Annotated in this window: 24 protein-coding genes; 11 read left to right on the top strand and 13 right to left on the bottom strand. The window is 66.4% G+C overall.

Annotated features, from left to right (window positions below; all coding sequences use genetic code 11):
• Window positions 1-19 precede the first annotated feature (19 nt).
• A complete protein-coding gene (locus tag QF118_RS08440; RefSeq protein ID WP_282302184.1) occupies window positions 20-691 on the top strand; it encodes a response regulator transcription factor in 672 nt (223 codons plus the stop codon).
• Window positions 688-1,671 (top strand): sensor histidine kinase, encoded by a 984-nt coding sequence (locus QF118_RS08435; protein WP_282302183.1) that lies wholly within the window; start codon window positions 688-690, stop codon window positions 1,669-1,671. The genes QF118_RS08440 and QF118_RS08435 overlap by 4 nt, the downstream gene beginning before the upstream one ends.
• Window positions 1,672-1,866: 195 nt before the next feature.
• Here the strand turns inward: QF118_RS08435 and QF118_RS08430 are convergent, their stop codons facing one another.
• The 9 genes from QF118_RS08430 to QF118_RS08390 all read right to left on the bottom strand — a co-directional run bounded on the left by QF118_RS08430 (window position 1,867) and on the right by QF118_RS08390 (window position 10,265).
• A complete protein-coding gene (locus tag QF118_RS08430; protein WP_282302182.1) occupies window positions 1,867-1,992 on the bottom strand; it encodes a hypothetical protein in 126 nt (41 codons plus the stop codon).
• A 38-nt stretch (window positions 1,993-2,030) separates the two neighbouring features.
• Window positions 2,031-3,293, bottom strand: a complete 1,263-nt coding sequence (locus tag QF118_RS08425; protein WP_282302181.1) for a c-type cytochrome — start codon at window positions 3,291-3,293, stop codon at window positions 2,031-2,033.
• A gap of 3 nt (window positions 3,294-3,296) precedes the next feature.
• Window positions 3,297-4,496 (bottom strand): formate dehydrogenase subunit gamma, encoded by a 1,200-nt coding sequence (locus tag QF118_RS08420; protein WP_282302180.1) that lies wholly within the window; start codon window positions 4,494-4,496, stop codon window positions 3,297-3,299.
• A 109-nt stretch (window positions 4,497-4,605) separates the two neighbouring features.
• The gene (gene fdh3B / locus QF118_RS08415; RefSeq protein WP_282302179.1) at window positions 4,606-5,199 is read right to left on the bottom strand and encodes a formate dehydrogenase FDH3 subunit beta; all 594 of its coding nucleotides are present in this window, start codon (window positions 5,197-5,199) and stop codon (window positions 4,606-4,608) included.
• 11 nt (window positions 5,200-5,210) lie between these two features.
• Complete coding sequence (locus QF118_RS08410) at window positions 5,211-8,108, bottom strand: formate dehydrogenase subunit alpha (protein ID WP_282302178.1); 2,898 nt, start codon at window positions 8,106-8,108, stop codon at window positions 5,211-5,213.
• Window positions 8,109-8,237: 129 nt separating this feature from the next.
• The gene (locus QF118_RS08405; protein ID WP_282302177.1) at window positions 8,238-8,423 is read right to left on the bottom strand and encodes a twin-arginine translocation pathway signal protein; all 186 of its coding nucleotides are present in this window, start codon (window positions 8,421-8,423) and stop codon (window positions 8,238-8,240) included.
• 53 nt (window positions 8,424-8,476) lie between these two features.
• Window positions 8,477-9,085, bottom strand: coding sequence for a TorD/DmsD family molecular chaperone (locus QF118_RS08400; RefSeq protein ID WP_282302176.1), 609 nt, complete (start codon window positions 9,083-9,085; stop codon window positions 8,477-8,479).
• Window positions 9,086-9,103: 18 nt separating this feature from the next.
• Window positions 9,104-9,709, bottom strand: a complete 606-nt coding sequence (locus QF118_RS08395) for a DUF3306 domain-containing protein (RefSeq protein ID WP_282302175.1) — start codon at window positions 9,707-9,709, stop codon at window positions 9,104-9,106.
• A gap of 10 nt (window positions 9,710-9,719) precedes the next feature.
• The gene (locus QF118_RS08390; RefSeq protein ID WP_282302435.1) at window positions 9,720-10,265 is read right to left on the bottom strand and encodes a DUF3305 domain-containing protein; all 546 of its coding nucleotides are present in this window, start codon (window positions 10,263-10,265) and stop codon (window positions 9,720-9,722) included.
• A 192-nt stretch (window positions 10,266-10,457) separates the two neighbouring features.
• Here QF118_RS08390 and QF118_RS08385 point away from each other — a divergent pair, with 192 nt between their 5' ends.
• Complete coding sequence (locus tag QF118_RS08385; RefSeq protein ID WP_282302174.1) at window positions 10,458-12,407, top strand: 4Fe-4S binding protein; 1,950 nt, start codon at window positions 10,458-10,460, stop codon at window positions 12,405-12,407.
• 24 nt (window positions 12,408-12,431) lie between these two features.
• On the opposite strand, the gene QF118_RS08380 is transcribed toward QF118_RS08385, so the two are convergent.
• On the bottom strand, window positions 12,432-13,178 hold the full coding sequence (locus QF118_RS08380; protein ID WP_282302173.1) for a cytochrome c family protein: 747 nt from the start codon (window positions 13,176-13,178) through the stop codon (window positions 12,432-12,434).
• A gap of 59 nt (window positions 13,179-13,237) precedes the next feature.
• Between QF118_RS08380 and QF118_RS08375 the strand changes: the two genes are divergently transcribed.
• From QF118_RS08375 to QF118_RS08340, 8 genes are all read left to right on the top strand, one after another.
• Window positions 13,238-13,429: a DUF6494 family protein gene (locus QF118_RS08375; RefSeq protein WP_282302172.1), complete on the top strand. Its 192-nt coding sequence runs from the start codon at window positions 13,238-13,240 to the stop codon at window positions 13,427-13,429.
• A 3-nt stretch (window positions 13,430-13,432) separates the two neighbouring features.
• Window positions 13,433-14,491, top strand: a complete 1,059-nt coding sequence (locus QF118_RS08370; RefSeq protein WP_282302171.1) for an Mrp/NBP35 family ATP-binding protein — start codon at window positions 13,433-13,435, stop codon at window positions 14,489-14,491.
• Between the two features lie 3 nt (window positions 14,492-14,494).
• The gene (locus tag QF118_RS08365; protein WP_282302170.1) at window positions 14,495-15,217 is read left to right on the top strand and encodes a biotin/lipoate--protein ligase family protein; all 723 of its coding nucleotides are present in this window, start codon (window positions 14,495-14,497) and stop codon (window positions 15,215-15,217) included.
• Window positions 15,214-15,702 (top strand): DUF6505 family protein, encoded by a 489-nt coding sequence (locus QF118_RS08360; protein WP_282302169.1) that lies wholly within the window; start codon window positions 15,214-15,216, stop codon window positions 15,700-15,702. Before QF118_RS08365 ends, QF118_RS08360 begins: the two co-directional genes overlap by 4 nt.
• A 105-nt stretch (window positions 15,703-15,807) precedes the next feature.
• Window positions 15,808-16,623 carry an ABC transporter substrate-binding protein gene (locus QF118_RS08355; protein WP_282302168.1) on the top strand — a complete coding sequence of 272 codons (816 nt, stop codon included), beginning with the start codon at window positions 15,808-15,810 and terminating at the stop codon, window positions 16,621-16,623.
• Between the two features lie 90 nt (window positions 16,624-16,713).
• The gene (locus tag QF118_RS08350; RefSeq protein ID WP_282302167.1) at window positions 16,714-17,535 is read left to right on the top strand and encodes an amino acid ABC transporter permease; all 822 of its coding nucleotides are present in this window, start codon (window positions 16,714-16,716) and stop codon (window positions 17,533-17,535) included.
• Complete coding sequence (locus QF118_RS08345; RefSeq protein ID WP_282302166.1) at window positions 17,535-18,263, top strand: amino acid ABC transporter ATP-binding protein; 729 nt, start codon at window positions 17,535-17,537, stop codon at window positions 18,261-18,263. Before QF118_RS08350 ends, QF118_RS08345 begins: the two co-directional genes overlap by 1 nt.
• A 50-nt stretch (window positions 18,264-18,313) precedes the next feature.
• On the top strand, window positions 18,314-19,168 hold the full coding sequence (locus QF118_RS08340; protein WP_282302165.1) for a substrate-binding domain-containing protein: 855 nt from the start codon (window positions 18,314-18,316) through the stop codon (window positions 19,166-19,168).
• Between the two features lie 93 nt (window positions 19,169-19,261).
• Here the strand turns inward: QF118_RS08340 and QF118_RS08335 are convergent, their stop codons facing one another.
• The 3 genes from QF118_RS08335 to QF118_RS08325 are packed head-to-tail and all read right to left on the bottom strand — an operon-like array spanning window position 19,262 to window position 21,609.
• Complete coding sequence (locus tag QF118_RS08335) at window positions 19,262-20,089, bottom strand: ABC transporter substrate-binding protein (RefSeq protein ID WP_282302164.1); 828 nt, start codon at window positions 20,087-20,089, stop codon at window positions 19,262-19,264.
• A 34-nt stretch (window positions 20,090-20,123) separates the two neighbouring features.
• Window positions 20,124-20,891, bottom strand: a complete 768-nt coding sequence (locus QF118_RS08330; protein WP_282302163.1) for an ATP-binding cassette domain-containing protein — start codon at window positions 20,889-20,891, stop codon at window positions 20,124-20,126.
• Window positions 20,892-20,901: 10 nt separating this feature from the next.
• Entirely contained in the window at window positions 20,902-21,609 is a 708-nt protein-coding gene (locus tag QF118_RS08325) for an ABC transporter permease (protein ID WP_282302162.1), read from the bottom strand.
• Between the last annotated feature and the right edge of the window lie 112 nt (window positions 21,610-21,721).

Below are 21,721 nucleotides of genomic sequence, written 5' to 3'. Positions count from 1 at the left end.
GAGAAATGAGGAAAATCCGATGAAGATCCTGCTGGTTGACGACGACCCCCGCCTGCGCGACCTGGTGCGCCTTGCCCTGGAACGGGCCGATCATGCGGTGATCACCGCCGCCGATGGCCAAAGCGCGCTGATCCACGCCGGCCGCGAAGCCCCCGACCTGATCGTGCTGGACATCGGCCTGCCGGAAATGGACGGCTTCGAGGTCTGCCGCCGCATCCGTGCCACCTCGGACGTGCCGATCCTGTTCCTGACCGCCCGCGACGATGAAATCGACCGTATCCTGGGGCTGGAACTGGGGGCCGACGACTATGTCACCAAACCCTTCAGCCCGCGCGAACTGGTGGCGCGGGTGCGCGCGATCCTCAAGCGCACCCATGGCGCAGCGCAGCGCAACGAAGCCAGCTTTGGCGCGCTGCGCCTTGACCGCGCGGCACATCGCGCCTGGGTCGGCGAAACCGAGGTCGCGCTGACCTCGACCGAATTTGCGCTGCTCGATCACCTGATCACCCATCCCGGCCAGGTCCGCACCCGGCGGCAAATGGTCGATGCGCAATGGGGTGCGGCCAGTGCCGTGTCGGACCGCACCCTGGACAGCCACCTGCGCAACCTGCGCCGCAAACTGGCCGAGGCAGGCGCCCCCGACGCCATCGACACCGTGCACGGGGTCGGCATGCGCATGGGCAGCGCATGACGCGGCGCTGGCGGCCCTCGCTGGGGTTTGTCCTGGGCGGCGGCCTGCTGGGCACGCTGGTGATCTCGCTCGCCGGGCTTGTGGTGTTCCGCTACCTTGGCCCGGCCATCGGCTACAAGCAGGCCGCCGTGGCCCTGGGCGCCTGCATTGCCGCCGCGACCGGGGTGCTTGGCTGGCTGCTGTGGCGGCTGCTGCTGCGCCCGATCCTGGCCTTGCAGGCCTATGCCGCGCAGGTCCAAAGCGCCCCGCAGGACGCGGCGCGCGCCCCGGCCACCTTCGGCACAAGGGAACTGCACGCCATGGCGCAAAGCGTCATGGAGATGGCCCAGACCCTGCGCGACCGCGAAACCAGCATGCGCAGCTACAGCAACCACGTCACCCATGAAATCAAGACACCGGTCGCGGCGATCCGCGCGGCGGTGGAACTGCTGGAGGACGGACAGGCCCTGAGCGGCGAAGACCGCGCCCTGGTTGCCCAGATCGGCGGCGCAGGCCGGCAGATCGAAACCCAGCTGGAGGCGCTGCGCCAGATCGCCCGCGCCCGCGAGCCGCGCCACATCGGCAGGACCACGCTGCGCCAGGCGATCGAAACGCTCGACGCCCCGGCCCTGATCCTGGCGCCCGAGGCGACAAGCATCGACACCGCGCTGCCGATCTCGGCAGAGGGGCTTGGCCTGATCCTGGGGCACCTGGCGGGCAATGCCGCGGCGCATGGCGCGCGGCGCCTGGACCTGGCCGTCGCCGATCAGGGCGACGCCCTGATCCTAACCCTACAGGACGATGGCCCCGGCATTTCACCCGGCAACCGTGACCGGATCTTCGAGCCCTTCTTCACCACCAGGCGCGATCAGAACGGCACGGGCATGGGGCTGGCCATCGTGCGCGCCATGCTGCAGGCGCACCGGGCCGAAATCGCCCTTGCGCCCAGCCAGCAAGGCGCGCGCTTTGACATCCGTTTTCGCCGCCCGGGCCCGTCCTAGACGCACTGCCGCGTACAACCGGCAACCCCCGCGTGAGGATCAGGCGCAGGATGCCTCCGGCGGGGATATTTTTGGCAATTGGAAACCGAAAGGGCCCAAATCGGCCGCGGCCCTGCCCCGACGGGCTGTTTCCATTTGCTTCAAATATCCCGGGGGAGCCGCCAGGGGCGGCGGGGGCAGCGCCCCCGTTGGCGCTCAGTTCAGGCGCACAGCCGCGCCCGAGTTGCGCTCGGCGGCGGAAAAACCAATTTCCTGAAGCGCGAAATAGGCTCCGATGCCGATTACCGCCATGGCGGCGAAGCCTGCGAACATCGCTTTCATCCATGTTTCTCCTTGGTGTTCGGCCGCGACGGGCGGCGCTATTGGGTTGCAGCCTTGAGAAAGGCGATCAGGTCGGCGCGGTCCTCGGCTCCCGAAATCACCTGCATCGGCATTTTGGATCCGGGAATGTAGTGATCGGGGCCCTGATCGAACAGGGCGTCGATGGTCTGTTCTGACCACCGTATGCGCATCGTCGTCAGGGTTTCGGAATAGGTGTACTCCGGCAGGCTGCCGGCGTCCCTGCCAAAGATGCCGTGCAGGGTGGGCCCGGCCTTGCGCGATGGGCCCGGCTCGAGCGCGTGGCAGATCGAGCATTTGCGCATGAACTGGCGTTCGCCGTTGCTCATGCCCTCGGCGGCGCGCAGAAAGCTGCGGGGCTGGCCCATGGCCGGGTCGAAATCGTCCAGCAGCGCCACGGGCCAGGAATAGCCGATATCGTCGATGCCTCCGGCGTGGATCACATCGCCCGCCGGCGAGAAGGCCAGCGCCCAGACCGGCCCCTGCCGCGCGGCGCGGAAATCGCGGGTGATCTTCCAGGCGCGGGTGTCGATCATCATGATGTAGCCCTGCCCGTCCCCGACCGCCAGAAGCCCGGCCTGCGGGTGGTGGTCCATGGCCAGGATGGGGCGGCGATCGAGGGTGAAGTCGCGCAGCGCTTCGCCGGTGGCCGCATCGACCACCCGGGTGCCGCCATCGACCGCGCCATAGGCGATCCAGCCGTCGCCCATGGCCAGTTCGTTGATGCCAAAGCCGTGGCGGACCATGGTCAGGGGCGCGCCGCCCTGTGGATCGTAGCGCAGCAGATCGCCGGTCATGGTGGCCACGTAAAGCGCGCCGTCCGGACCAAAAGTCAGATCGTTCACGCCGCCGCCGGGGAACGGCAGATCGCGCGGGGTCCCTGCCTGCAGCGGCCAGAGCCGGACCGAGCCATCCCAGCTGCCCGAGGCCAGCCAGTCGCCCCAGCGCGCCAGCGCCGTGACCTTGCCCTGGTGCTGGCCCAGCACCCGGCTTTGAACATTGTCCCACAGCCGCACCGTGAAATCATCGCTGCCCGAGGCAATGCGCCCGTCCGGCAGCGCCAGCACGACCGTCACCGCCGCCTCGTGCCCTTCGAGCCATTGCGGATCGCGCTGCGTCCACAGCCCCACCGAATTGTCGAAACTGGCCGTCACCACCTGGCCTTCGGGTGTGACGTCGATCGCCATGACCGGCCCGCCGTGGCCCTTGAGCGTGGTGAAGTCCTGCGCCGAAACCGCCTCGGCGCAGGTCAGGGCAAGGGCAAGAAACAGGCCCCGCCGCATGGTCTATTCCGCCGGGGTGGCCGATTCCGGGGCCTTGCCCTCGCGGGCCTTGACCTCGTCCAGCCACAGCGAATGGTGCTGATGCGCCCAGGCCTCGTCGACCTCGCCCGAGCCCATGGCGTCATAGGCGCCCTCCATCCCGACCGAGCCGATGTAGATATGCGCCAGGATGATCGCCATCATCACAAAGGCCACGATGGCGTGCCACAGCTGCGCCAGCTGCATTTCCTCTTGCGGGGCAAGGGCGGTGGGCAGCGGCGCCATGTCGACCCAGCCCGGAACGCCGATGTCGTTCAGGATGGCAAAGGTCTTGGCAAACAGCGGCAGTTCGAACGGGAACAGCAGCGACAGGCCGGACACGGAAAGCGAGGCCCCCAGCAACACGACCGACCAGAAGATGATCTTTTGACCGCCGTTGAACTTCTTGGCGGGGGGGTGGTTCTTGCCGATGATGCCGCCCGCCTGGGCGAACCATTTGATGTCGGTCTTGTCGGGAATGTTGTGCCAGACCCACATCACGAAGACCAGAACCAGCGCCAGCATGAAGCCCCAGGCGACATTGTTGTGGATCAGCTTGGAGGCGGTCAGCAGCGTGGCGTTGAATTCCTTGCCCAGGTAGGGCGCAATGAACATGCGCCCGAAGAGCGTCAGAAGCCCGGTCAACCCCAGCAGGATGAAAGACCCGGCCAAAAGCCAGTGCGAGAACCGTTCGAAAAAGGCAAAGCGCGTGACCGTGCGGCCGGTCATCGGTTCGTCCAGCCGGATCTTGCCGCGCAGCAGGTAGAACAGCACCAGCGCCGCGATGGTGCCCAGCAGCAGGTAACCGCCATAGGTGGCCAGCGGGCCCTGGCGGAATTCGTACCAGCGCATGCCGCCATCCTGGACCAGCACCTTGCCGACCTCGTTGTTGGTGCTGACGCGCACGTCGGCCTTGTTGTAGCGCAGCGCGCGCCACAGTTCAGGGTCCGAGGCGCCGCCCAGCGGGCCAAGCCCCGGCGCGGTGATCGCCTCGCCGCCGATGGCGTCCGAGCGGAAGCTGTCGTCGACCGGCAGCCCCTGCTGGCGGCGCAGGATATCTTCGAGCGTTTGCGCCCCGCCGGTGGCAGAGCGGTCGATTGCGGGGGTCTCTGCCTCCTGCGCCACCGAAAGGGCGGGCGCGGACAGCAGGACACAAGTGAGAACAGCCAAGAAATGGCGCAGCATCGGGTCTCTCCTCGATGAGCAGCAACAGGATCTGCGCGGCAGGCAGCCACGCGTTCCGAAAGCGGAAAGCAGGGCGGGGGTTTTCACCCCGCCCTGCCGTCAGACGGGGTCAGCCGCCTTTCTGGTCATAGGCCGTGCCCCAGCCCCAGGCGCCCGAGCCAAAGCCGCGGGCGACCACGCGTTCGCGGTAGATGGCCGACACGACGTCGCCATCCCCCGCAAGCAGGGCCTTGGTGGAACACATTTCGGCGCAGATGGGCAGCTTGCCCTCGGCGATCCGGTTGCGGCCGTACTTGGAGAACTCCGCGTTGGAATTGTTCTCTTCGGGGCCACCGGCGCAGAAGGTGCATTTGTCCATCTTGCCGCGCGAACCAAAGTTGCCCGCCTGCGGATATTGCGGCGCGCCGAAGGGGCACGCGTAGAAGCAATAGCCGCAGCCGATGCACAGGTCCTTGGAGTGCAGGACGACGCCTTCTTCGTTCTGATAGAAGCAGTCGACCGGGCACACCGCCATGCAGGGCGCATCCGAACAGTGCATGCAGGCCACGGAAATCGAGCGTTCGCCCGGTTTGCCGTCCTGGATCGTCACCACGCGGCGGCGGTTGATCCCCCAGGGCACTTCGTGCTCGTTCTTGCACGCGGTGACGCAGGCGTTGCATTCGATGCAGCGCTCGGCGTCGCAGAGAAATTTTGCTCTAGCCATTCTCTATCTCCTTACGCTGGCATGATCTTGCAGAGAGTCGCTTTGGTCTCCTGCATCTGGGTGACACTGTCGTATCCATAGGTCTGGGCGGTGTTGGTGCTTTCGCCCAGCACATAGGGATCAGCCCCATCGGGATACTTGGACCGCAGGTCCTGACCCTGGAAGTGGCCGCCGAAGTGGAAGGGCATGAAGGCCACGCCTTCGCCCACCCGTTCGGTCACCATCGCCATGACCTTGACCTTGCCGCCTTCGGGACCTTCGACCCAGACCTGCGCGCCGTCACGAACCCCAAGGTTGTTGGCGTCACGCGTGTTGATCTCGACGAACATGTCCTGCTGAAGCTCGGCCAGCCAGGGGTTGGACCGGGTTTCGTCGCCGCCGCCCTCGTATTCGACCAGACGGCCGGAGGTGAGGATGATCGGATAGTCCTTCGAGAAGTCCTGTTTCTGGATCGACGCATACAGCGTCGGCAGACGATAGAACTTGCGGTCCTCGTAGGTCGGATAATCCGCCACCAGGTCGCGCCGGTTGGAATACAGCGGTTCGCGGTGGACGGGGATCGGATCGGGGAATTCCCAGACCACGGTCCGCGCCTTGGCGTTGCCGTAGGGGGCACAGCCATGGGCAATCGCGACGCGCTGGATGCCGCCCGACAGGTCGGTTTTCCAGTTGGTCTTTTCGGCCGCCACGGCGTCGATCGACGCGCGCTCTTCGGCGGTCAGATCGCCATCCCAGCCCAGGTCCATCAGCATCTGCATGGTGAACTCGGGGTACCCGTCCTGGATTTCCGAACCGGGGTTGAACACCCCTTCGGCCAGCAGGTTTTCGCCATTGCGTTCAACACCATAGCGGGCGCGGAAGGGCAGACCGCCCTCGGCCACCGGCTTGGAGATGTCGTACAGGTTGGGCGAACCGGGGTGGTTCATTTCCGGCGTTCCCCAGCACGGCCAGGGCAGACCGTAGAAGTCGCCGTCAGCCGGGCCACCGACCGCGCGCAGCGTGGTCTTGTCGAAGGTGTGCTGGTTGGCCATGTGCAGCTTGAGCCGCTCCGGGCTTTGACCGGTATAGCCGACCGTCCACATGCCGCGGTTGATCTCGCGCAGGACGTCCTCGATGTTCGGGGTCACGCCGTCGTCTTCGATCGCGATGTTGCGGAAGAGACGTTCGTGGAAGCCGAACTTCTTGGCGAACAGGCCGATGATCTCGTGGTCGGTCTTGGACTCGAACAGCGGATCGACGACCTTTTCACGCCACTGGATCGAGCGGTTCGACGCGGTGACCGAGCCGTAGGTCTCGAACTGGGTGGCCGCCGGCAGCAGGTAAACGCCATCGGTGCGGTCGTGCAGCACGGCGGAAACGGTGGGATACGGGTCGATGACGACCAGCATGTCCAGCTTTTCCATCGCGGTCTTCATCTCGACCATGCGGGTCTGAGAGTTCGGCGCGTGGCCCCAAAGCACCATGGCCCGAACCTTGTTCGGCTGGTCCATGTTCTCTGGGTCTTCAAGGACACCGTCGATCCAGCGCGACACCGGGATACCGGTTTCGTACATCAGATCCTTGTCCTTGCCGTCGGCGCCTTTCATCTTGGCGAACTGGCCGTTCAGCCAGTCAAAGTCTTCGCCCCAGACGCGCGACCAGTGCTGCCAGGAGCCCTTGGCCAGGCCGTAATAGCCCGCCAGCGTGTGCGACAGCACACCCAGGTCCGTCGCGCCCTGCACGTTGTCGTGGCCGCGGAAGATGTTGGTGCCACCACCCGAGGTGCCCATGTTGCCCAGCGCAAGCTGAAGCACGCAATAGGCGCGGGTGTTGTTGTTGCCGGTGGTGTGCTGGGTGCCGCCCATGCACCAGATCACGGTGCCCGGACGGTTGTTGGCCAGGGTCAGCGCCACGCGGCGCAGCTGGCTGCCCGGCACGCCGGTCACACGCTCGACCTCTTCGGGGGTCCACTTGGCCACTTCCTCGCGGATCTGGTCCATGCCCCAGACACGGGTGCGGATGAACTCCTTGTCCTCCCAGCCGTTCTCGAAGATGTGGTACAGAATACCCCAGATCAGCGCCACGTCCGAACCGGGACGGAACCGCACGTATTCATCGGCATGGGCCGCGGTGCGGGTAAAGCGCGGATCGCAGACGATCAGCGGCGCGTTGTTCTGTTCCTTGGCCTTCAGCACATGCAGAAGCGACACGGGGTGCGCCTCGGCGGGGTTGCCGCCAATGATGAAGATGGCCTTGGAATTGTGGATGTCGTTGTAGCTGTTGGTCATGGCGCCGTAGCCCCATGTGTTCGCAACACCCGCAACGGTGGTCGAGTGGCAGATACGCGCCTGGTGATCGACGTTGTTGGTGCCCCAATAGCGGGCGAACTTCTGGAACAGGTAGGCCTGTTCGTTGTTATGCTTGGCGCTGCCCAGCCAGTAAACCGAATCCGGGCCGCTTTCGTCGCGGATCGTGTTCATGCCGTCGCCGATCTCGTTGATCGCCTGTTCCCAGCTGATACGCTTCCACTCACCGCCCTCTTTCTTCATCGGGTACTTGAGCCGGCGTTCGCCGTGGGCGTGTTCGCGCACCGCGGCACCCTTGGCGCAATGGGCGCCCAGGTTGAAGGGGCTGTCCCAGCCGGGTTCCTGACCCGTCCAGACGCCATCCTGCACCTCGGCCACCACGGTACAGCCGACCGAACAGTGGGTGCAGACGGATTTGCGCAGCTCGACGGCGCCGGTGGCAGCAGTCTGAGCCGTGGCCTGGGTCACGGTGCCGCCGGTTGCGGCGATGGCCGCAAGGCCCCCGATGGCCAGACCGGACCCGCGCAGGAAAGCGCGGCGATCAACCGAAGCGTTCGCCGCCTCGGAAAGGATACTTGTCCGCTGGGGGCGTCGCGCAACCCCGTTGGTCTTTTTCCTAAGCATGTTGTTTCCTCCCGATACGCACCGTCATGATGCGCTGGACTACGAAAGACCGTGGCAGTCGGGCGTCACGCAACCAGTCGCCTTGGTCATGGATTGGCGTCCGGCAAGGCCGGGCGTCACAGGCGCGTTTCAGAAACGGGCGCTGGCCAGGTAGGCGCGGGTATGCGCGGTATCCTGCATCTTGTCCGAAGACAGGTCGGGCTCGGCGGCCTGGGCCGCTGTGCCGCTGGTGGCAACGGCAACGGCGGCGATGGGCGCCGTGGTTGCTGCCACTTTCAGAAAGTCGCGGCGCGTGGCCCCTTCTTCCTTTTTCATCAGGGTTTCCTCCCGTGATGGGTTCCGACGGTGTCCCGCCGCTCGTTTGCGGATCACTCCGCGCTCATCCGAAAGGCTTCGGCCTCGATCTGCATGAACAGCCGGCCGATGGTGCCGACCGGCGCATAGAAGACCGAGTTCTTCGCCCCTTCGAGATCAGAATAGAAATGCGCGGCCCAGGGGCCGATGTGCTTGTTGAAAAAGGTTTTCTGACGGGCCAGCGGCGCCGGGCCGCCAAAGCGGCCGACGATCATCGCGCCCATCATCTCCATCAGGCTGGCGATGTTGTCTTCGGGTTCGAAGACGTTCGGCGCCCGGGCCAGGCCCTGCGCCGTCATGTCCATCCGCAGCTGCGCCAGCGGCTTTTCGTTCAGGAACCCGGTCAGGTAATAGGACGCATAGGGCAGCAGTTCGCCGCGCCCCAGCCCGATGAACAACCGGTTGTATTCGCTTTCCACCGTCTTGGGCTTGGACAGTTTCGCCAGCTTGGCCAGCGTGGTGATCGCCTGCCCCAGGTCGCTGTCATCGCCGGTCAGGCTGGCGGTCTGGGCCAGCATCATGTCATCCGGAGGCCCCGCAAGCACGACACCCAGATAGTTGTACAGATCGGCGCGAAGACGGTCCTCTTCGGCGATCCGGGGGGTCTGGGCTGTGGCGGTCATGCGGGCATCTTCCTTTGTTCAGCTGGTCGCGGTGTCGTCGAAACGAAACCGCATGCGGCGTGCCGTGGACGGGGCATCGACCGGGTCTTCGTCTTGGGGGTGCGCCTCGGCCTTGGCGGGCTGGGCGACAACAACAGGCTGATCGTGAACGGTGTCCGTTTCGTCCTGCGGCTCTGGGTCCGCTTCGGGCAATCCGGGGTCTTCTCCCTTTGCCTCGTCAGCTTGCCGCGCCTTTTCCTCCAGGTCAAGAATATGTGCCAGCATGCCCTTGCCCACCTGGTAGCTGGTTTTCATGTTCTCGACGACGGTGGCGGCGTCGGAATAGTCCTGACCATAGTCCACCAGCCCGTCGAGATTGGCCAGCACCGGGTTCAGTGTCCAAAGCCGGCGCAGCGCCCGCGCCTTGAGCCGCTGGGGCAGCGCGGCGTTGAGGTATTTCTTGATCTGGTCGGGGTCGGTGACGGTTTCGGGCAGCGGCAGGTCCAGTTCTGCCAGGATGTCCTCGTCCGGGCGTTCGGCCAGCGCGGCCTCCTGGGCCTGGCGGGCGCGGTCTGCCTCGGCGTCCCGCTCAGCCTTCTGCTCGGCCTCGACGGCGGCCTTGCGCCTGTCCCAGAAACTGGTCATCCCCGCGCCCTCACTGCAGCCGCCGTTTCCGGAGCGCCGGTGAGGCATAGATGTCGGCGGGCTTGCCGATGCGCGGATCGCCGATGCCGTCTTCCTTCAGGTCCACCCGCTTCTTGTCGCGCTTGCGCTTGATGAACACTTCGTCCTGATGGAACTCCAATGCAAAGTCGCGCACCCAGGCGGCCAGCCCTTCGGGCATCGGCACCTTTTCCACGATCTCTTCGCCACTGTCGGTGTAATCCTGTGCCTCGTAGGGCGAGGCGGTGACCAGCAGCACGTCCAGCGGGCAATCGTCCTGATCGCCGCCGTCGGTCTTGCGCATCACGACAAAGACGCTGGGCACATCGGCGCTGAGCGCTTGCAGATAGGCCTCGGTCTCGGCGCCATGCAGCTCCAGGGTCAGGGTGGCGGCGTGGTATTCGACCGCCTCGCCTTCGCGGCGCAACACCCGCCATTCCGCCGGGCCCGCCCCCGGCAGGACCGCCGCCGCCGTCCAGGCGTACCGCGCCCAGCGGGTCACGCCGGGCGTGCGCCGCAGAACGATGCCCAGGGGCATGGTCCGATACATGGCGGGGTTGTGGATCACGCGGAGCGCACCTCGGAATATTCCTGAATTCAGCGGGTTGACCATATCCTACAAAACTTACGCAAGTTAAGTTAGCTTAAACGGCCACGGCCCACATGCGACCTTGGTCGCATTGCGCAGGCAGGCAAATACCGCCCCGTTTGGCGGCCAAAAGGGGATGAAATGACCAAACGCATACTCACCTGCAGCTGCGAAGGCTCCATGCGCGTCGATGCCGCCCGACTGGCGGAAATGACCGGTCTGGAGGTGGCGGCGCCCTGTCATGCGCTGTGCACGGACCAGCTTGACAAGGCCGCGGCCGACATTGCCAAGGGCGATCTGGTGATCTGCTGCGGTCAGGAAACCCGCCTGTTCGAATCGCTGGCCGAGGATGTCGGCGCCGATGCGCCCGCCTTTGTCGATCTGCGTGACCGCGCCGGATGGCATACCGAAGAGGCGGATGCGACGCCAAAGATGGCCGCCCTGCTGGCCGAAGGGCTGCTGCCCGCCGCCCCGGGCAAGGCGCTGGATGTGATCAGCGAAGGGCTGTGCCTGATTCTGGGGGCGCCCGACATGGCGCTGGCCGCCGCCGAGCAGCTGAAGGATTTCCTGGGCGTGACCGTCCTGCTGGAACGGGCCGAGGACATGCCCGTGACCCGCGGGTTCGACGTGGTTGTCGGACGGCTGCGCGGGGCAACCGGGGCGCTGGGTGGCTTTTCGCTGCGCATCGACGCGCTGCAACAGATGCAGCCAGGCGGACGCGGCGGGTTTTCCCTTGGGGCGCCGCGCGACGGCGCCGTGACGGACTGCGACATCATCCTGGACCTGCGCGGCGGCACCCCGCTGTTTTCGGCGCATGAAAAGCGCGAAGGCTATCTGCGCCCCGATCCCGGCAATCCCGGCGCGGTCTCGGCGGCGATCCTGGCGGCCTCGCACATGGTCGGGACCTTCGAAAAGCCACTGTACATCAAGCTGGAAACGACGCTTTGCGCCCACAGCCGGGCCGAGCAGACCGGCTGCACCCGCTGTCTGGACCTGTGCCCCACCGGGGCGATCACCCCCATGGGCGATCACGTCAGCGTCGATCCGATGGTCTGCGCGGGCTGCGGCGCCTGTTCGGCTGCCTGCCCGTCTGGCGCCATCAGCTATGACGCCCCGCCCGTGGACCTGATCTTTCGCCGGGTGCAGACATTGGCCAAGGCCTATCTTGAGGCTGGTGGCACCGCTCCGCGCCTGTTGGTGGTGAACAACCACGGCGCCGAGATGATCCGGCTGGCCGCGCGCTTTGGCGATGGTCTGCCGGCGGATGTGATCCCGCTGGAGGTCGCCGCGCTGAACGGCTTTGGCCATGCGGAAATCGTCGCGGCGCTGGGGGCGGGGTTCGCCTCGGTCACGCTGGTGCCGTCGCAGGGCACCGACCGCGACGCGCTGGAGGTGCAACTGGCGCTGGCCACGGCCATCGGCGGCGCAGGCAGCGCGCGGATGCTGGACACCCCGGACCCCGATGCGCTGACCCGGGCGCTGTATGACGAAACCGCCCCTGCCCCGGTGGCCCAGCCGGTGCGCCCCATGGGCACGCGGCGGCAGATCACCCGGCAGGCGGCGCGCGCCCTGCATCCGGGCAAGGACAGCCTGCCCCTGCCCGACGGCGCGCCCTATGGCGCGGTGCTGGTCGATACCGGGGCCTGCACGCTGTGCCTGTCCTGCGTGTCGCTGTGCCCGTCGGGCGCCTTGGGCGACAACCCCGACCTGCCGCAACTGCGGTTTCAGGAAGACGCCTGCCTGCAATGCGGGCTGTGCGCCAACATCTGCCCCGAGGATGCGATCACTTTTGAACCGCGCCTGAACCTGGCGGATGCGGCCCTGTCGCAGGTCATCCTGAACGAGGAAGAACCCTTTGCCTGCATCGAATGCGGATCGCTGTTCGGGGTGAAATCGACCATCGAAAAGATCACCGCCAAGCTGGAAAACCATTCCATGTTCGCCGGCGGGGACAAGCTGCGGATGATCCAGATGTGCGACAATTGCCGGGTCAACGCGCAGTATCATTCGGACAACAACCCCTTCAAGGGCGCCGACCGGCCCAAGGTGCGCACCACCGAGGATTACCTGTCAAAGCGCAAGGACCACTGAGGTCCGGTGCCGCGCATGCTGTTCCTACTGGCTTTGGATCGGTGCGCCCAGATCGGCGGGCGCCAGGCGCTGGACATAGGCCAGCAGGGCCTCGACCTCGGCCAGGGTCATTTCGACGGGGGCGATGGGCGACGGGCGGTCGATCGGGAAAGGGTCGGACACATCGGCAATCTGGGTAAAGGCGGGATGCGGGTTCAGAACATAGAAGACGCTGAACCGTTCGGCCCAGTCGGGAAAGCCGCGCAGCACCATGAAGCTGGGGGTCGAGCCGATCGAATTGAAGCGGTCCTCGGGGCGCACCGCATGGCAGCGCCCGCATTTCAGCTGGGCCTGCCGCTGGCCCAGTTCGGAATCGCCGTCCAGCGTGACCGCCGCCACGGTGGCCGCCCTGGGCTGCGGCTGGGTGAACAGCGGCGTGCCATCTGGTGCAAAGCTGGTGACGGTATTGCGCCCCACCTCCGAGGTCAGCCAGTCGGCGAACCGCTGCGTCGGGGCGTGGCCCTGGGACAGCACCGTCATATGCCAGACCTGCCCGGCGCCTTCGAACAGGGCGCGCCCGGTATCGCCCAGAACCATGTCGGCCGGATCGCCGGGGGCAACGGTGCTGACCCTCACTTGTGTCTTGAGGGAAAAGCGCGGAAGAATATGTTTCAGCAAACCGGACTGGTGCAGCGCCTCGGGGGCGGCAAGCCGGACCAGACGTTCCTCTTGCGCCTGCGCCGTAAAGGGCACAAGCAGGGCCAAACAGATCAGGATCCAGCGCGTCACCATGGGCCAAGCCTAGTGCCCATGCCCGCCCCGGATCAAGAAAAACCGAAAGGGAGCAGACCATGAGCGACGATTTCAACATGTCGATGCGCAAGTTTCTCAAGCAGGTGGGGGTCACCTCGCAGCAAGCCATCGAAGAGGCAATGCGCGGCGCCGACACCGACGGCAAGACCTATGCCGTCAAGGCCGTCATCACCATCGAAGCGCTGGACATGACGCATGAAGTCACCGGCGAAATCAAAGGGCAGGACTGACCCTTGGCCCTGACACGCGATGCCGTTCTCACCCTTCTGAAATCCGTCAACGATCCCGCGGGCGGCGATATCGTCAGCTCGGGGCTGATGCGGGCGCTGAATGTCGGCGACGATGGCGCTGTGCGCTTTGTGATGGAGCTGGCCAGCCCCTCGCCCGCCTATGACGCGGTCAAGGTGCAGGCCGAAACCCTGCTGAAAGAGGCCGGCGCGCCGATGGTGTCCATCGTCATGACCGCCCATCAGGACAAGGCCCCGCCGCAGTTGAAACCATCGAAGCCGGCGGCCCCTGCCGGCCCGCAAAAGGTGCCCGGCGTCGACCGGATCATCGCCATTGCCTCGGGCAAGGGCGGTGTCGGCAAATCGACGGTTTCGGCCAACCTGGCCTGCGCGCTGGCGCAGCAGGGGCGGCGCGTCGGGCTGCTGGACGCCGATGTCTATGGCCCCTCGCAGCCGCGGATGTTGGGGGTGTCGGGACGCCCCGCCAGCCCCGATGGCAAGACCATCCTGCCGCTGCGCAATCACGGCGTCACCATGATGTCGATCGGCCTGATGACCAACGAGGATCAGGCCGTGGTCTGGCGCGGTCCGATGCTGATGGGCGCGCTGCAGCAGATGCTGATGCAGGTGCAATGGGGCGCGCTGGACGTGCTGATCGTCGACCTGCCCCCCGGCACCGGCGATGTGCAGATGACGCTGGCGCAAAAGGCCGATGTCACCGGCGCGATCATCGTCAGCACGCCGCAGGACGTGGCGCTGCTGGATGCGCGCAAGGGCATCGACATGTTCCAGCAGCTCAAGGTGCCGATCCTTGGCATGATCGAGAACATGAGCACCCACATCTGTTCCAACTGCGGCCACGAGGAACACGTCTTTGGCCATGGCGGTGTCGCCGCCGAAGCCAAGCGGCTGGACGTGCCGCTGCTGGCCGAAATCCCGCTGCACCTGGACATCCGGCTGGCCGCCGATGGCGGCGCGCCGATCGTGGTCAGCGCCCCGGACAGTCCGCAGGCCAAGGCCTTTGCCCAGGTGGCGGCGAACCTTGTCACCGACGGTCACGCCTGACCCATGAGCGATCTTGACCGCCAGGATGCCCCCACCTTTCCGCCGCTGATGGCGGGCGAAGAGGTGACGGGCCAGCAGGATCCCTTTGAGATCGCCTGCCTGCGCGCCACCCAGGGGGTGGACGCCGGGCTGGTTCTGTACCGACTGGATGCCACCAGCCTCGAGGCGGCTCTGGTCTTTGCTCCCGAGGTGCCGCTGGCCCGGGCCATGGCCATGCTGCCGCTCTGCGGTGTGGGGTTCCAGAACGCGCTTGGCGCGCTGGCCCCGCCCGAGGTCGCGGTGCACCTGGAATGGAACGGCGCGATCCGCGTCAATGGCGCGCGCTGCGGGCAGCTGCGGGTGATGGCCTCGGACCCCGATCCGCAAGCCGTGCCCGACTGGCTGGTGGTGGCGCTGTCCGTGACCCTGCTGCCCAAAGGCGACGCCCCGGGCCTGACCCCGGACGAAACCTCCCTCTTTGCCGAGGGCTGCGCCGATGTCGCCCCGCCCCGCCTGCTCGAGGCCTGGGCCCGGCACACGCTGAACTGGATCACCCGCTGGGAGGTCGAGGGCGCACAGGCGCTGCACGCCGAATGGCGCGGCCTGGCCCACGGCATGGGCGAAGAGATCACCCAAGGCGACCACAGCGGCACCTTTCTTGGCGTCGACGAGGATTTCGGCATCCTGATCCGCGCCAAGGACACCACCCAACTGATCCCCCTGACCACGCAGCTGGAGGCCCCATGAAACTTGCCCGCGCGATCCACTTCGACGAAAGCGATACCCGCGTCTACGCCTCTCCGGCACGGACCGGGGAATGGTGCATCCCCGGCGGTTTCGAGTTTTCCGACTGGGGCGAGACAGACCTGGAAGGCAAGGCACGGCAGGCCTTTGCCAACGGCTGGTTCGGGCTGGAAACCGGCGGGCGGGTGACCTTTGTCGCCGTCACCCAGGTCGAACCCGCCGAGGCCGAAACGCTGGGCCGGATCCTGGCACAGCACTTCGTCACCTACTACGGCGCCCCCTCGATCGACGCGGCGCTGCCCGTGGCCAGGGCCGAAATCGACCACATGGCCGAGCTGTGCGAAGACCATGATCCCAACACCCTGCTGACCGTCGCGCGCGAGCTGACCGAAGCGGGCGTGCGCGAATCCTTTCGCGTGATCGAAGCGCAGGACGCCGGGATCGAACAATTCGCCATCCACGGATCCCTTGACGATCACCATCACTGAGGGGAACAGATTTTTCGGCGAAAAATCTTCTCTCCCCCGAACCCACTGGACAAGACCCGCGCGCGCGGCAACTCTGAACGCCATCAACCCAAGGGGAACCCCAAGATGAAACTCTGGATCTACACCACCCTCGCGCTGGGCCTTGCCAGCGCCGCCATCGCCCAGAACGACTGCGCGGCAGGCAAGACCATCACCGATGGCACGCTGACCATCGCCACCGGCAACCCTGCCTACTACCCCTGGGTCATGGACGACGCCCCCGAAAGCAAGGCCGGCTTCGAAGCGGCCGTGGCCTATGCGGTGGCGGCCGAAATGGGCTTTGCCGATGACCAGGTGACCTGGGTGCGCACCTCCTTCGACCAGGCCATCCAGCCCGGCGCCAAGGATTTTGACCTGAACCTGCAACAGTTCTCGATCACCGAGGACCGCGAAAAGATGGTCGACTTCTCGCAGCCCTACTACAGCTCGGCCATGGCCGTTCTGACCACCCAAAAGGTCGTCGATGCCGGGGCAACCGCCAGCGCCGACAGCCTCAAATCCCTGATCTGGGGCGCCGACGCAAGCACCACCGCCGTCCCGATGCTCAGCGAATTGATCCAGCCCGAAAAGGCGCCGCTTCTGTACGGCGACAACGCCGATGTGACCGCCGCCCTTCAGGCCGGCCAGATCGACGCCGCCCTTTTCGACCTGCCCACCGCGCTCTACCTCGCCGGCGTCGTCGTCGAAGGCGGCACCCTGCTGGGCCAGTTCCCCGCCGCGCGCAGTGCCAACCCCGACCAGTTCGGCATCCTCATGGAGGAAGGCAGCGCCCTGAAACCCTGCGTCGACGCCGCCCTCGGTGCCCTGAAGGACAGCGGCAGACTGGCCGAAATCGAAGCCGAATGGCTGCAACAGGCCACCGCCGTTCCCGTGATCGAATAATCCCGGCTTCTTCTTGGCAAAAATACTCCGGGGGAGTCGCGCAGCGACGGGGGCAGCGCCCCCTGCCCCCCCCGGAGGCAACAAGGCACCATGACACCGCAACCAACCCGCCGCCAACAGTTCGAGGCCCGGCAACGCCGCCGCGCCACGCTGGTCGCCGCCGCCTCGACAGGGGCGGTGGTGCTGGCGCTTGTCCTGCTGATCCCGCTGGCCCCGGGATGGCAGGCCGTCAAACGCAGCTTTTTCAACGCCGAGGTCTTTGCCAAGACCTTTCCCGGCCTGCTGAACGCCTTTGTGATGGACATCGCCATCTTTGCCTGGTGCGCGCCGCTGATCGCCGCCCTTGGCCTGATCGTGGCCCTGATGCGCGATGTCAAAAGCCCGGCGCTTTATCCCTTGCGGCTGGTGGCGGTCCTGTACACCGACATCTTTCGCGGCCTTCCGGTGATCCTGGTGATCTACCTGATCGGGTTCGGCATTCCCGGGCTTGGCCTGCCGCGGCCGTGGAATTCGCCCTACCTCTGGGGCAGCCTCGCGCTGATCCTCGTCTATGCCGCCTACGTGGCCGAGGTGATCCGATCCGGCATTGAATCAATCCACGCCAGCCAGCGCAACGCCGCCCTGTCGCTGGGTCTGTCGCATTCCGACACCATGCGCTTTGTCGTCCTGCCGCAGGCGCTGCGCCGGGTGGTTCCGGCCAACATGAACCTCTTTGTGGCGCTGCAAAAGGACGTGGCGCTCTTGTCCTTCATCGGCCCGGTCGAGATTTTCCGCCAAGCCGGGGTCTACAAATCCCTGCTGGCCAATTTCACCCCCTACGTGGGCGCAGCGCTGATCTTTCTGGCCATCACCATTCCGGCCACGCGCTATGCGGATTACCTGATGAACAAACAGGCAAGGGCGCGATCCTGATGGCCCGGCTGGAACTGTGCGACATCCGCAAAAGCTTTGGTACGACGCAGGTCCTGCAGGGCATCGACCTGACCATCGAGCCGGGGCAGATGATCTGCCTGATCGGGGCCTCGGGGTCGGGGAAATCGACACTGCTGCGCTGCATGAACCTGCTGGAACCGGTGGACGACGGGCGGATCCTTCTGGATGGCGATGACATTTCAGAGCCGGGCCGCGATCCGCAGCCCGTTCGCCAGCGCATCGGCATGGTGTTCCAAAGCTTCAACCTGTTTCCGCACATGACGGCGGCCGAAAACGTCATGCTGGCACCGCGCCGGATCAAGGGGCTGTCCCGCGCCGCGCTGGCGCCGACCGTCTCTGCGCTGTTCGACCGCTTTGGCCTGGGCCAGCACATGCAGCACTATCCCGACCAGCTGTCCGGCGGCCAGCAGCAGCGTGTCGCGATCATCCGCGCCCTGGCGATGAACCCCGAAATCATGCTGTTCGACGAAATCACCAGCGCGCTGGACCCCGAACTGGTGGGCGAGGTGCTGGACGTGCTGCGCAGCCTGCGCGACGAAGGCATGACCATGGTGCTGGCCACGCATGAAATGAACTTTGCCCGGGAGCTGGCCGATACCGTCTGTTTCCTCGATCAGGGGCGGATCTGCGAGGCGGGCCCGCCGGCGCAGATCTTCAACGACCCGCAGCAGCCCCGCACCAGGGCCTTTCTGTCGCGTGTGCTGTGACCGCCCGGGGGCGATTGCCAAACCGCCCCGACACTTCGTACAAAGAGCGCATGAGCGACACTGGCCCAGCCTTTCTGACCACCAAGGAGGTGGCCGACCTTTTGCGGGTAAAGGAACGCAAGGTCTATGACCTTGCGGGCGAAGGCGAAATCCCGCACCGCCGCATCACCGGCAAACTGCTGTTTCCACGCGCCGAGCTTTTGGCCTGGATCGAGGGGCGCAGCCTGGAGCGGCCAGCGGTTCTGGCCGGATCGCATGACCCCCTGCTGGACTGGGCGGTGCGCGAAAGCGAATGCGGGCTGGCGCTGTTGACCGGGGGCAGCCTGGACGGGCTGGCGCGCTTTGCCAGGGGCGAGGCCGCGCTGGCCGGTCTGCACATCCCCGATCAAGGCGGCTGGAACCTGCAGGCCGTGCAGGCCGAGGGGCTGAGCGACTGCGTCCTGATCCACTGGGCCCGGCGCGCGCGCGGGCTGATCCTGTCCGAGGCCATGGCGCCGCGCGTCGCTGGGCTGGCCGATCTGCGCGGCCGGCGCGTGGCGCTGCGGCAGGCGGCGGCAGGCACCGCGCAGCTGTGGCAGCGGCTGCTGGACGACGCCGGGCTGGACGCGGCCGATTTCACCGTCGCGGGCGTGGCGCGCAGCGAAAGCGACGCGGCGGCGATGGTGGCCGAAGGCCAGGCCGACGCGGCGCTGGGACTGGCGGCGATGGCGCGGCAATTCGGCTGTGATTTCCTGCCGCTGATCGACGAAAGCTTTGACCTGCTGATCGACCGGCGCAGCTATTTCACCGCGCCGGTTCAGCGGCTGTTGGGCATGGCCGGCAAGCCCGCCCTGACCGAAAAAGCCGCCACCATGGGCGGCTATGACCTGAGCGATCTTGGCGCGGTGCGCTGGCTTTCGGCCTGATCATTCAGACCGGCCTGCGCAACGCTGGCGACGCGCCGGGGGTTTTGCACCCCCGGACCCCCGCAGGATATTTGTGGCAATTGGAAGCTGCGATCAGCGCGCCGCGTTGGGGAAGAACAGTTGCTGGCCGTCGATCTGGTAGCCGGCGATGGCGGCCTGGCCTTCGTCAGAGAGGATCCAGTCGATGAAGGCCTGGCCCTGCGCGGGTTTGACGCCCGGATGCTTGTCCGGGTTGACGAGGATGATGCCGTACTGGTTGAACATCCTGTCATCGCCCTGCACCGCGATCGCGGTATCGCCCTTGTTGCCAAAGGCGATCCAGGTGGCGCGGTCGGTCAGCACATAGGCCCCCATGCCAAGCCCCGTGTTCAGCGTCGCGCCCATGCCCGACCCGGTTTCGCGGTACCACCCGCCCGAGGCGGCGGTGACATCGACGCCGGTCTGCGCCCAGAGCGCCAGTTCCGCCTTGTGCGTGCCGCTATCGTCCCCGCGCGAGGCAAAGGGCGCCTGCGCCTCGGCGATCTTTTGCAGCGCCGCCACGACATCGCTGGTGCCTGCCACCCCGGCGGGGTCGGCGGCCGGGCCGACGATGACGAAATCGTTGTACATCACGTCAAAGCGTTTCACCCCGTCGCCTGCCGCGACGAATTTTTCCTCGGCCGGTCTGGCGTGCACGAACAGCACATCGCCATCGCCGTTGGCAGCGTTCTTGATCGCCTGGCCGGTGCCGACGGCAACCACGCGCACCTCGATCCCGGTCTTTTGCCGGAACATCGGCAGGATGTGGTCGAACAGCCCCGAGTTTTGGGTCGAGGTGGTCGATTGCACCACGATGAACCCGTCATCGGCCGCCGCGCCCCCCGCAAGGCCAAGAACCGTTCCGGCGGCCGCAACGAGACCAAGAAAATGACGTCTGAGCATTGGAATTTCCTGTGTTTGGGAGTGTGAAACCTGTCTAGGCGCCGTCCTTTGGCAACCACAGCCGGCCTTCGGTCCATGCCCGCAGCGGCCGCGAGCGGGGATGATCGAGCAGCTGCGATACGGGGCCGGCTTCGGCGATCCTGCCGTCCTGAAGAAAGACCAGGTCGTCGCCGACGCGGCGCGCCTGACCCGCGTCATGGGTGACCATCACGGTGGCGATGCCGGTGGCGTTCGCCTCGGCCATCATGCGTTCGACCGCGTCGGTCGAGGCGGGATCAAGGCTGGCGGTGGGTTCATCCAGCAGCAGCATCCGGGGCCGCCCGGCCAGCGCCACGGCCAGCGCCAGCCGCTGTTGTTCACCGCCCGACAGCACCCGCGCCGGGCTGCGGGCGCGGTCGGTCAGGCGGGCGCGGTCCAGCGCCTCGAGGGCGCGGGCGGCGCGGTCGGCGCGGGGAATGCCGCGCGCCTTGAGGGCAAAACGCAGGTTCGCCAGCACCGAGCGGCGCAACAGCACCGGGCGCTGGAACACCATGGCCTGGTCGCGGCAGGACTGGCCCGACAGGGGCTGGTCGTTCCAGGTGACCCTGCCCTGATCGGGCGCGATCAGCCCGTGCAACAGCCGCAGCAGCAGGCTTTTGCCCGCGCCATTGGGGCCAAGGATCACCGTGCGGCTGCCTGCGCGCAGGGTCAGGTCGACCCCGTCGATCAGGGCGCGCCCGCCAGCGCAAAAGCGCAGCCCGCGCGCCTGCAACAGCACCGGCGGCAGCGGCGCTTCGGCGGCCTGGGGCAGCAGGCCCGGCATGTTGCAACCATCATGCATAGGCAGCCCGCACCGCTGTGCTGCGCAGCCCCATGACCGCAGCGTTCACCGCCACCGCGATCGACAAAAGCACGACCCCCAGCGCCAGCGCCAGTTCCAGGTTGCCCTTGGAGGTTTCCAGCGCGATCGTCGTGGTCATCACGCGGGTGACATGGTTGATGTTGCCGCCGACGATGATGACGGCGCCAACTTCGGCCACGGCCCGGCCAAAACCCGCAAGCGCCACCGTCAGCAGGCTGTAGCGCGCGTCCCAAAGCAGCGCGCCGATCCGGTCCAGCCGGCCCACACCAAGCGAATCGAAATGTTCGGCGTATTCGGCATTGAGGTCTTCGGTCACCTGCCAGGTCAGGGCGGCCACGATGGGCGTCACCAGCACCACCTGCGCGATGATCATCGCCGTCGGGGTATACAGCAGGCCCAGCACGCCCAGCGGCCCCGAGGCGGACAGCATCAGGTACACGCACAGCCCCACCACCACCGGCGGCAGGCCCATCAGCGCATTGAGCAGCACGTTCAGCGCCCCGCGCCCGGCAAAGCGGAAGGCCCCGACCACCGCGCCCAGCGGCAGGCCGATCACGCAGGCGATCACCACCGCGCTGAGGGTCACGCGCAGCGACAGCCCGATGATTTCCCACAGGTCCGCGTCGCCTTGCGCGATCAGGCCCAGTGCGGCGATCAAGACTGACGAAAAATCCTGCATCTTTTGCAAATTCCCCCTGATCTGGGAAATTACGCACAAAAATGCAGGGCCGTCCATCATCCATTGGTCCCATGCCGCGCCTTGCCCCCGGCCAAAGTCCTTGATGAGGCCG

The sequence above is a fragment of the Tropicibacter oceani genome (assembly GCF_029958925.1).
Classification (GTDB): Bacteria; Pseudomonadota; Alphaproteobacteria; order Rhodobacterales; family Rhodobacteraceae; genus Pacificoceanicola; species Pacificoceanicola oceani.
This window is presented reverse-complemented; position numbering and strand designations above follow the sequence as displayed.

Coding starts and splice junctions, on each gene's coding strand:
- QF118_RS08440 (WP_282302184.1), top strand. CDS start 20: ATGAAGATCCTGCTGGTTGACGACGACCCCCGCCTGCGCGACCTGGTG.
- QF118_RS08435 (WP_282302183.1), top strand. CDS start 688: ATGACGCGGCGCTGGCGGCCCTCGCTGGGGTTTGTCCTGGGCGGCGGC.
- QF118_RS08430 (WP_282302182.1), bottom strand. CDS start 1,992: ATGAAAGCGATGTTCGCAGGCTTCGCCGCCATGGCGGTAATCGGCATC.
- QF118_RS08425 (WP_282302181.1), bottom strand. CDS start 3,293: ATGCGGCGGGGCCTGTTTCTTGCCCTTGCCCTGACCTGCGCCGAGGCG.
- QF118_RS08420 (WP_282302180.1), bottom strand. CDS start 4,496: ATGCTGCGCCATTTCTTGGCTGTTCTCACTTGTGTCCTGCTGTCCGCG.
- fdh3B (WP_282302179.1), bottom strand. CDS start 5,199: ATGGCTAGAGCAAAATTTCTCTGCGACGCCGAGCGCTGCATCGAATGC.
- QF118_RS08410 (WP_282302178.1), bottom strand. CDS start 8,108: ATGCTTAGGAAAAAGACCAACGGGGTTGCGCGACGCCCCCAGCGGACA.
- QF118_RS08405 (WP_282302177.1), bottom strand. CDS start 8,423: ATGAAAAAGGAAGAAGGGGCCACGCGCCGCGACTTTCTGAAAGTGGCA.
- QF118_RS08400 (WP_282302176.1), bottom strand. CDS start 9,085: ATGACCGCCACAGCCCAGACCCCCCGGATCGCCGAAGAGGACCGTCTT.
- QF118_RS08395 (WP_282302175.1), bottom strand. CDS start 9,709: ATGACCAGTTTCTGGGACAGGCGCAAGGCCGCCGTCGAGGCCGAGCAG.
- QF118_RS08390 (WP_282302435.1), bottom strand. CDS start 10,265: ATGCCCCTGGGCATCGTTCTGCGGCGCACGCCCGGCGTGACCCGCTGG.
- QF118_RS08385 (WP_282302174.1), top strand. CDS start 10,458: ATGACCAAACGCATACTCACCTGCAGCTGCGAAGGCTCCATGCGCGTC.
- QF118_RS08380 (WP_282302173.1), bottom strand. CDS start 13,178: ATGGTGACGCGCTGGATCCTGATCTGTTTGGCCCTGCTTGTGCCCTTT.
- QF118_RS08375 (WP_282302172.1), top strand. CDS start 13,238: ATGAGCGACGATTTCAACATGTCGATGCGCAAGTTTCTCAAGCAGGTG.
- QF118_RS08365 (WP_282302170.1), top strand. CDS start 14,495: ATGAGCGATCTTGACCGCCAGGATGCCCCCACCTTTCCGCCGCTGATG.
- QF118_RS08360 (WP_282302169.1), top strand. CDS start 15,214: ATGAAACTTGCCCGCGCGATCCACTTCGACGAAAGCGATACCCGCGTC.
- QF118_RS08355 (WP_282302168.1), top strand. CDS start 15,808: ATGAAACTCTGGATCTACACCACCCTCGCGCTGGGCCTTGCCAGCGCC.
- QF118_RS08350 (WP_282302167.1), top strand. CDS start 16,714: ATGACACCGCAACCAACCCGCCGCCAACAGTTCGAGGCCCGGCAACGC.
- QF118_RS08345 (WP_282302166.1), top strand. CDS start 17,535: ATGGCCCGGCTGGAACTGTGCGACATCCGCAAAAGCTTTGGTACGACG.
- QF118_RS08340 (WP_282302165.1), top strand. CDS start 18,314: ATGAGCGACACTGGCCCAGCCTTTCTGACCACCAAGGAGGTGGCCGAC.
- QF118_RS08335 (WP_282302164.1), bottom strand. CDS start 20,089: ATGCTCAGACGTCATTTTCTTGGTCTCGTTGCGGCCGCCGGAACGGTT.
- QF118_RS08330 (WP_282302163.1), bottom strand. CDS start 20,891: ATGCCGGGCCTGCTGCCCCAGGCCGCCGAAGCGCCGCTGCCGCCGGTG.
- QF118_RS08325 (WP_282302162.1), bottom strand. CDS start 21,609: ATGCAGGATTTTTCGTCAGTCTTGATCGCCGCACTGGGCCTGATCGCG.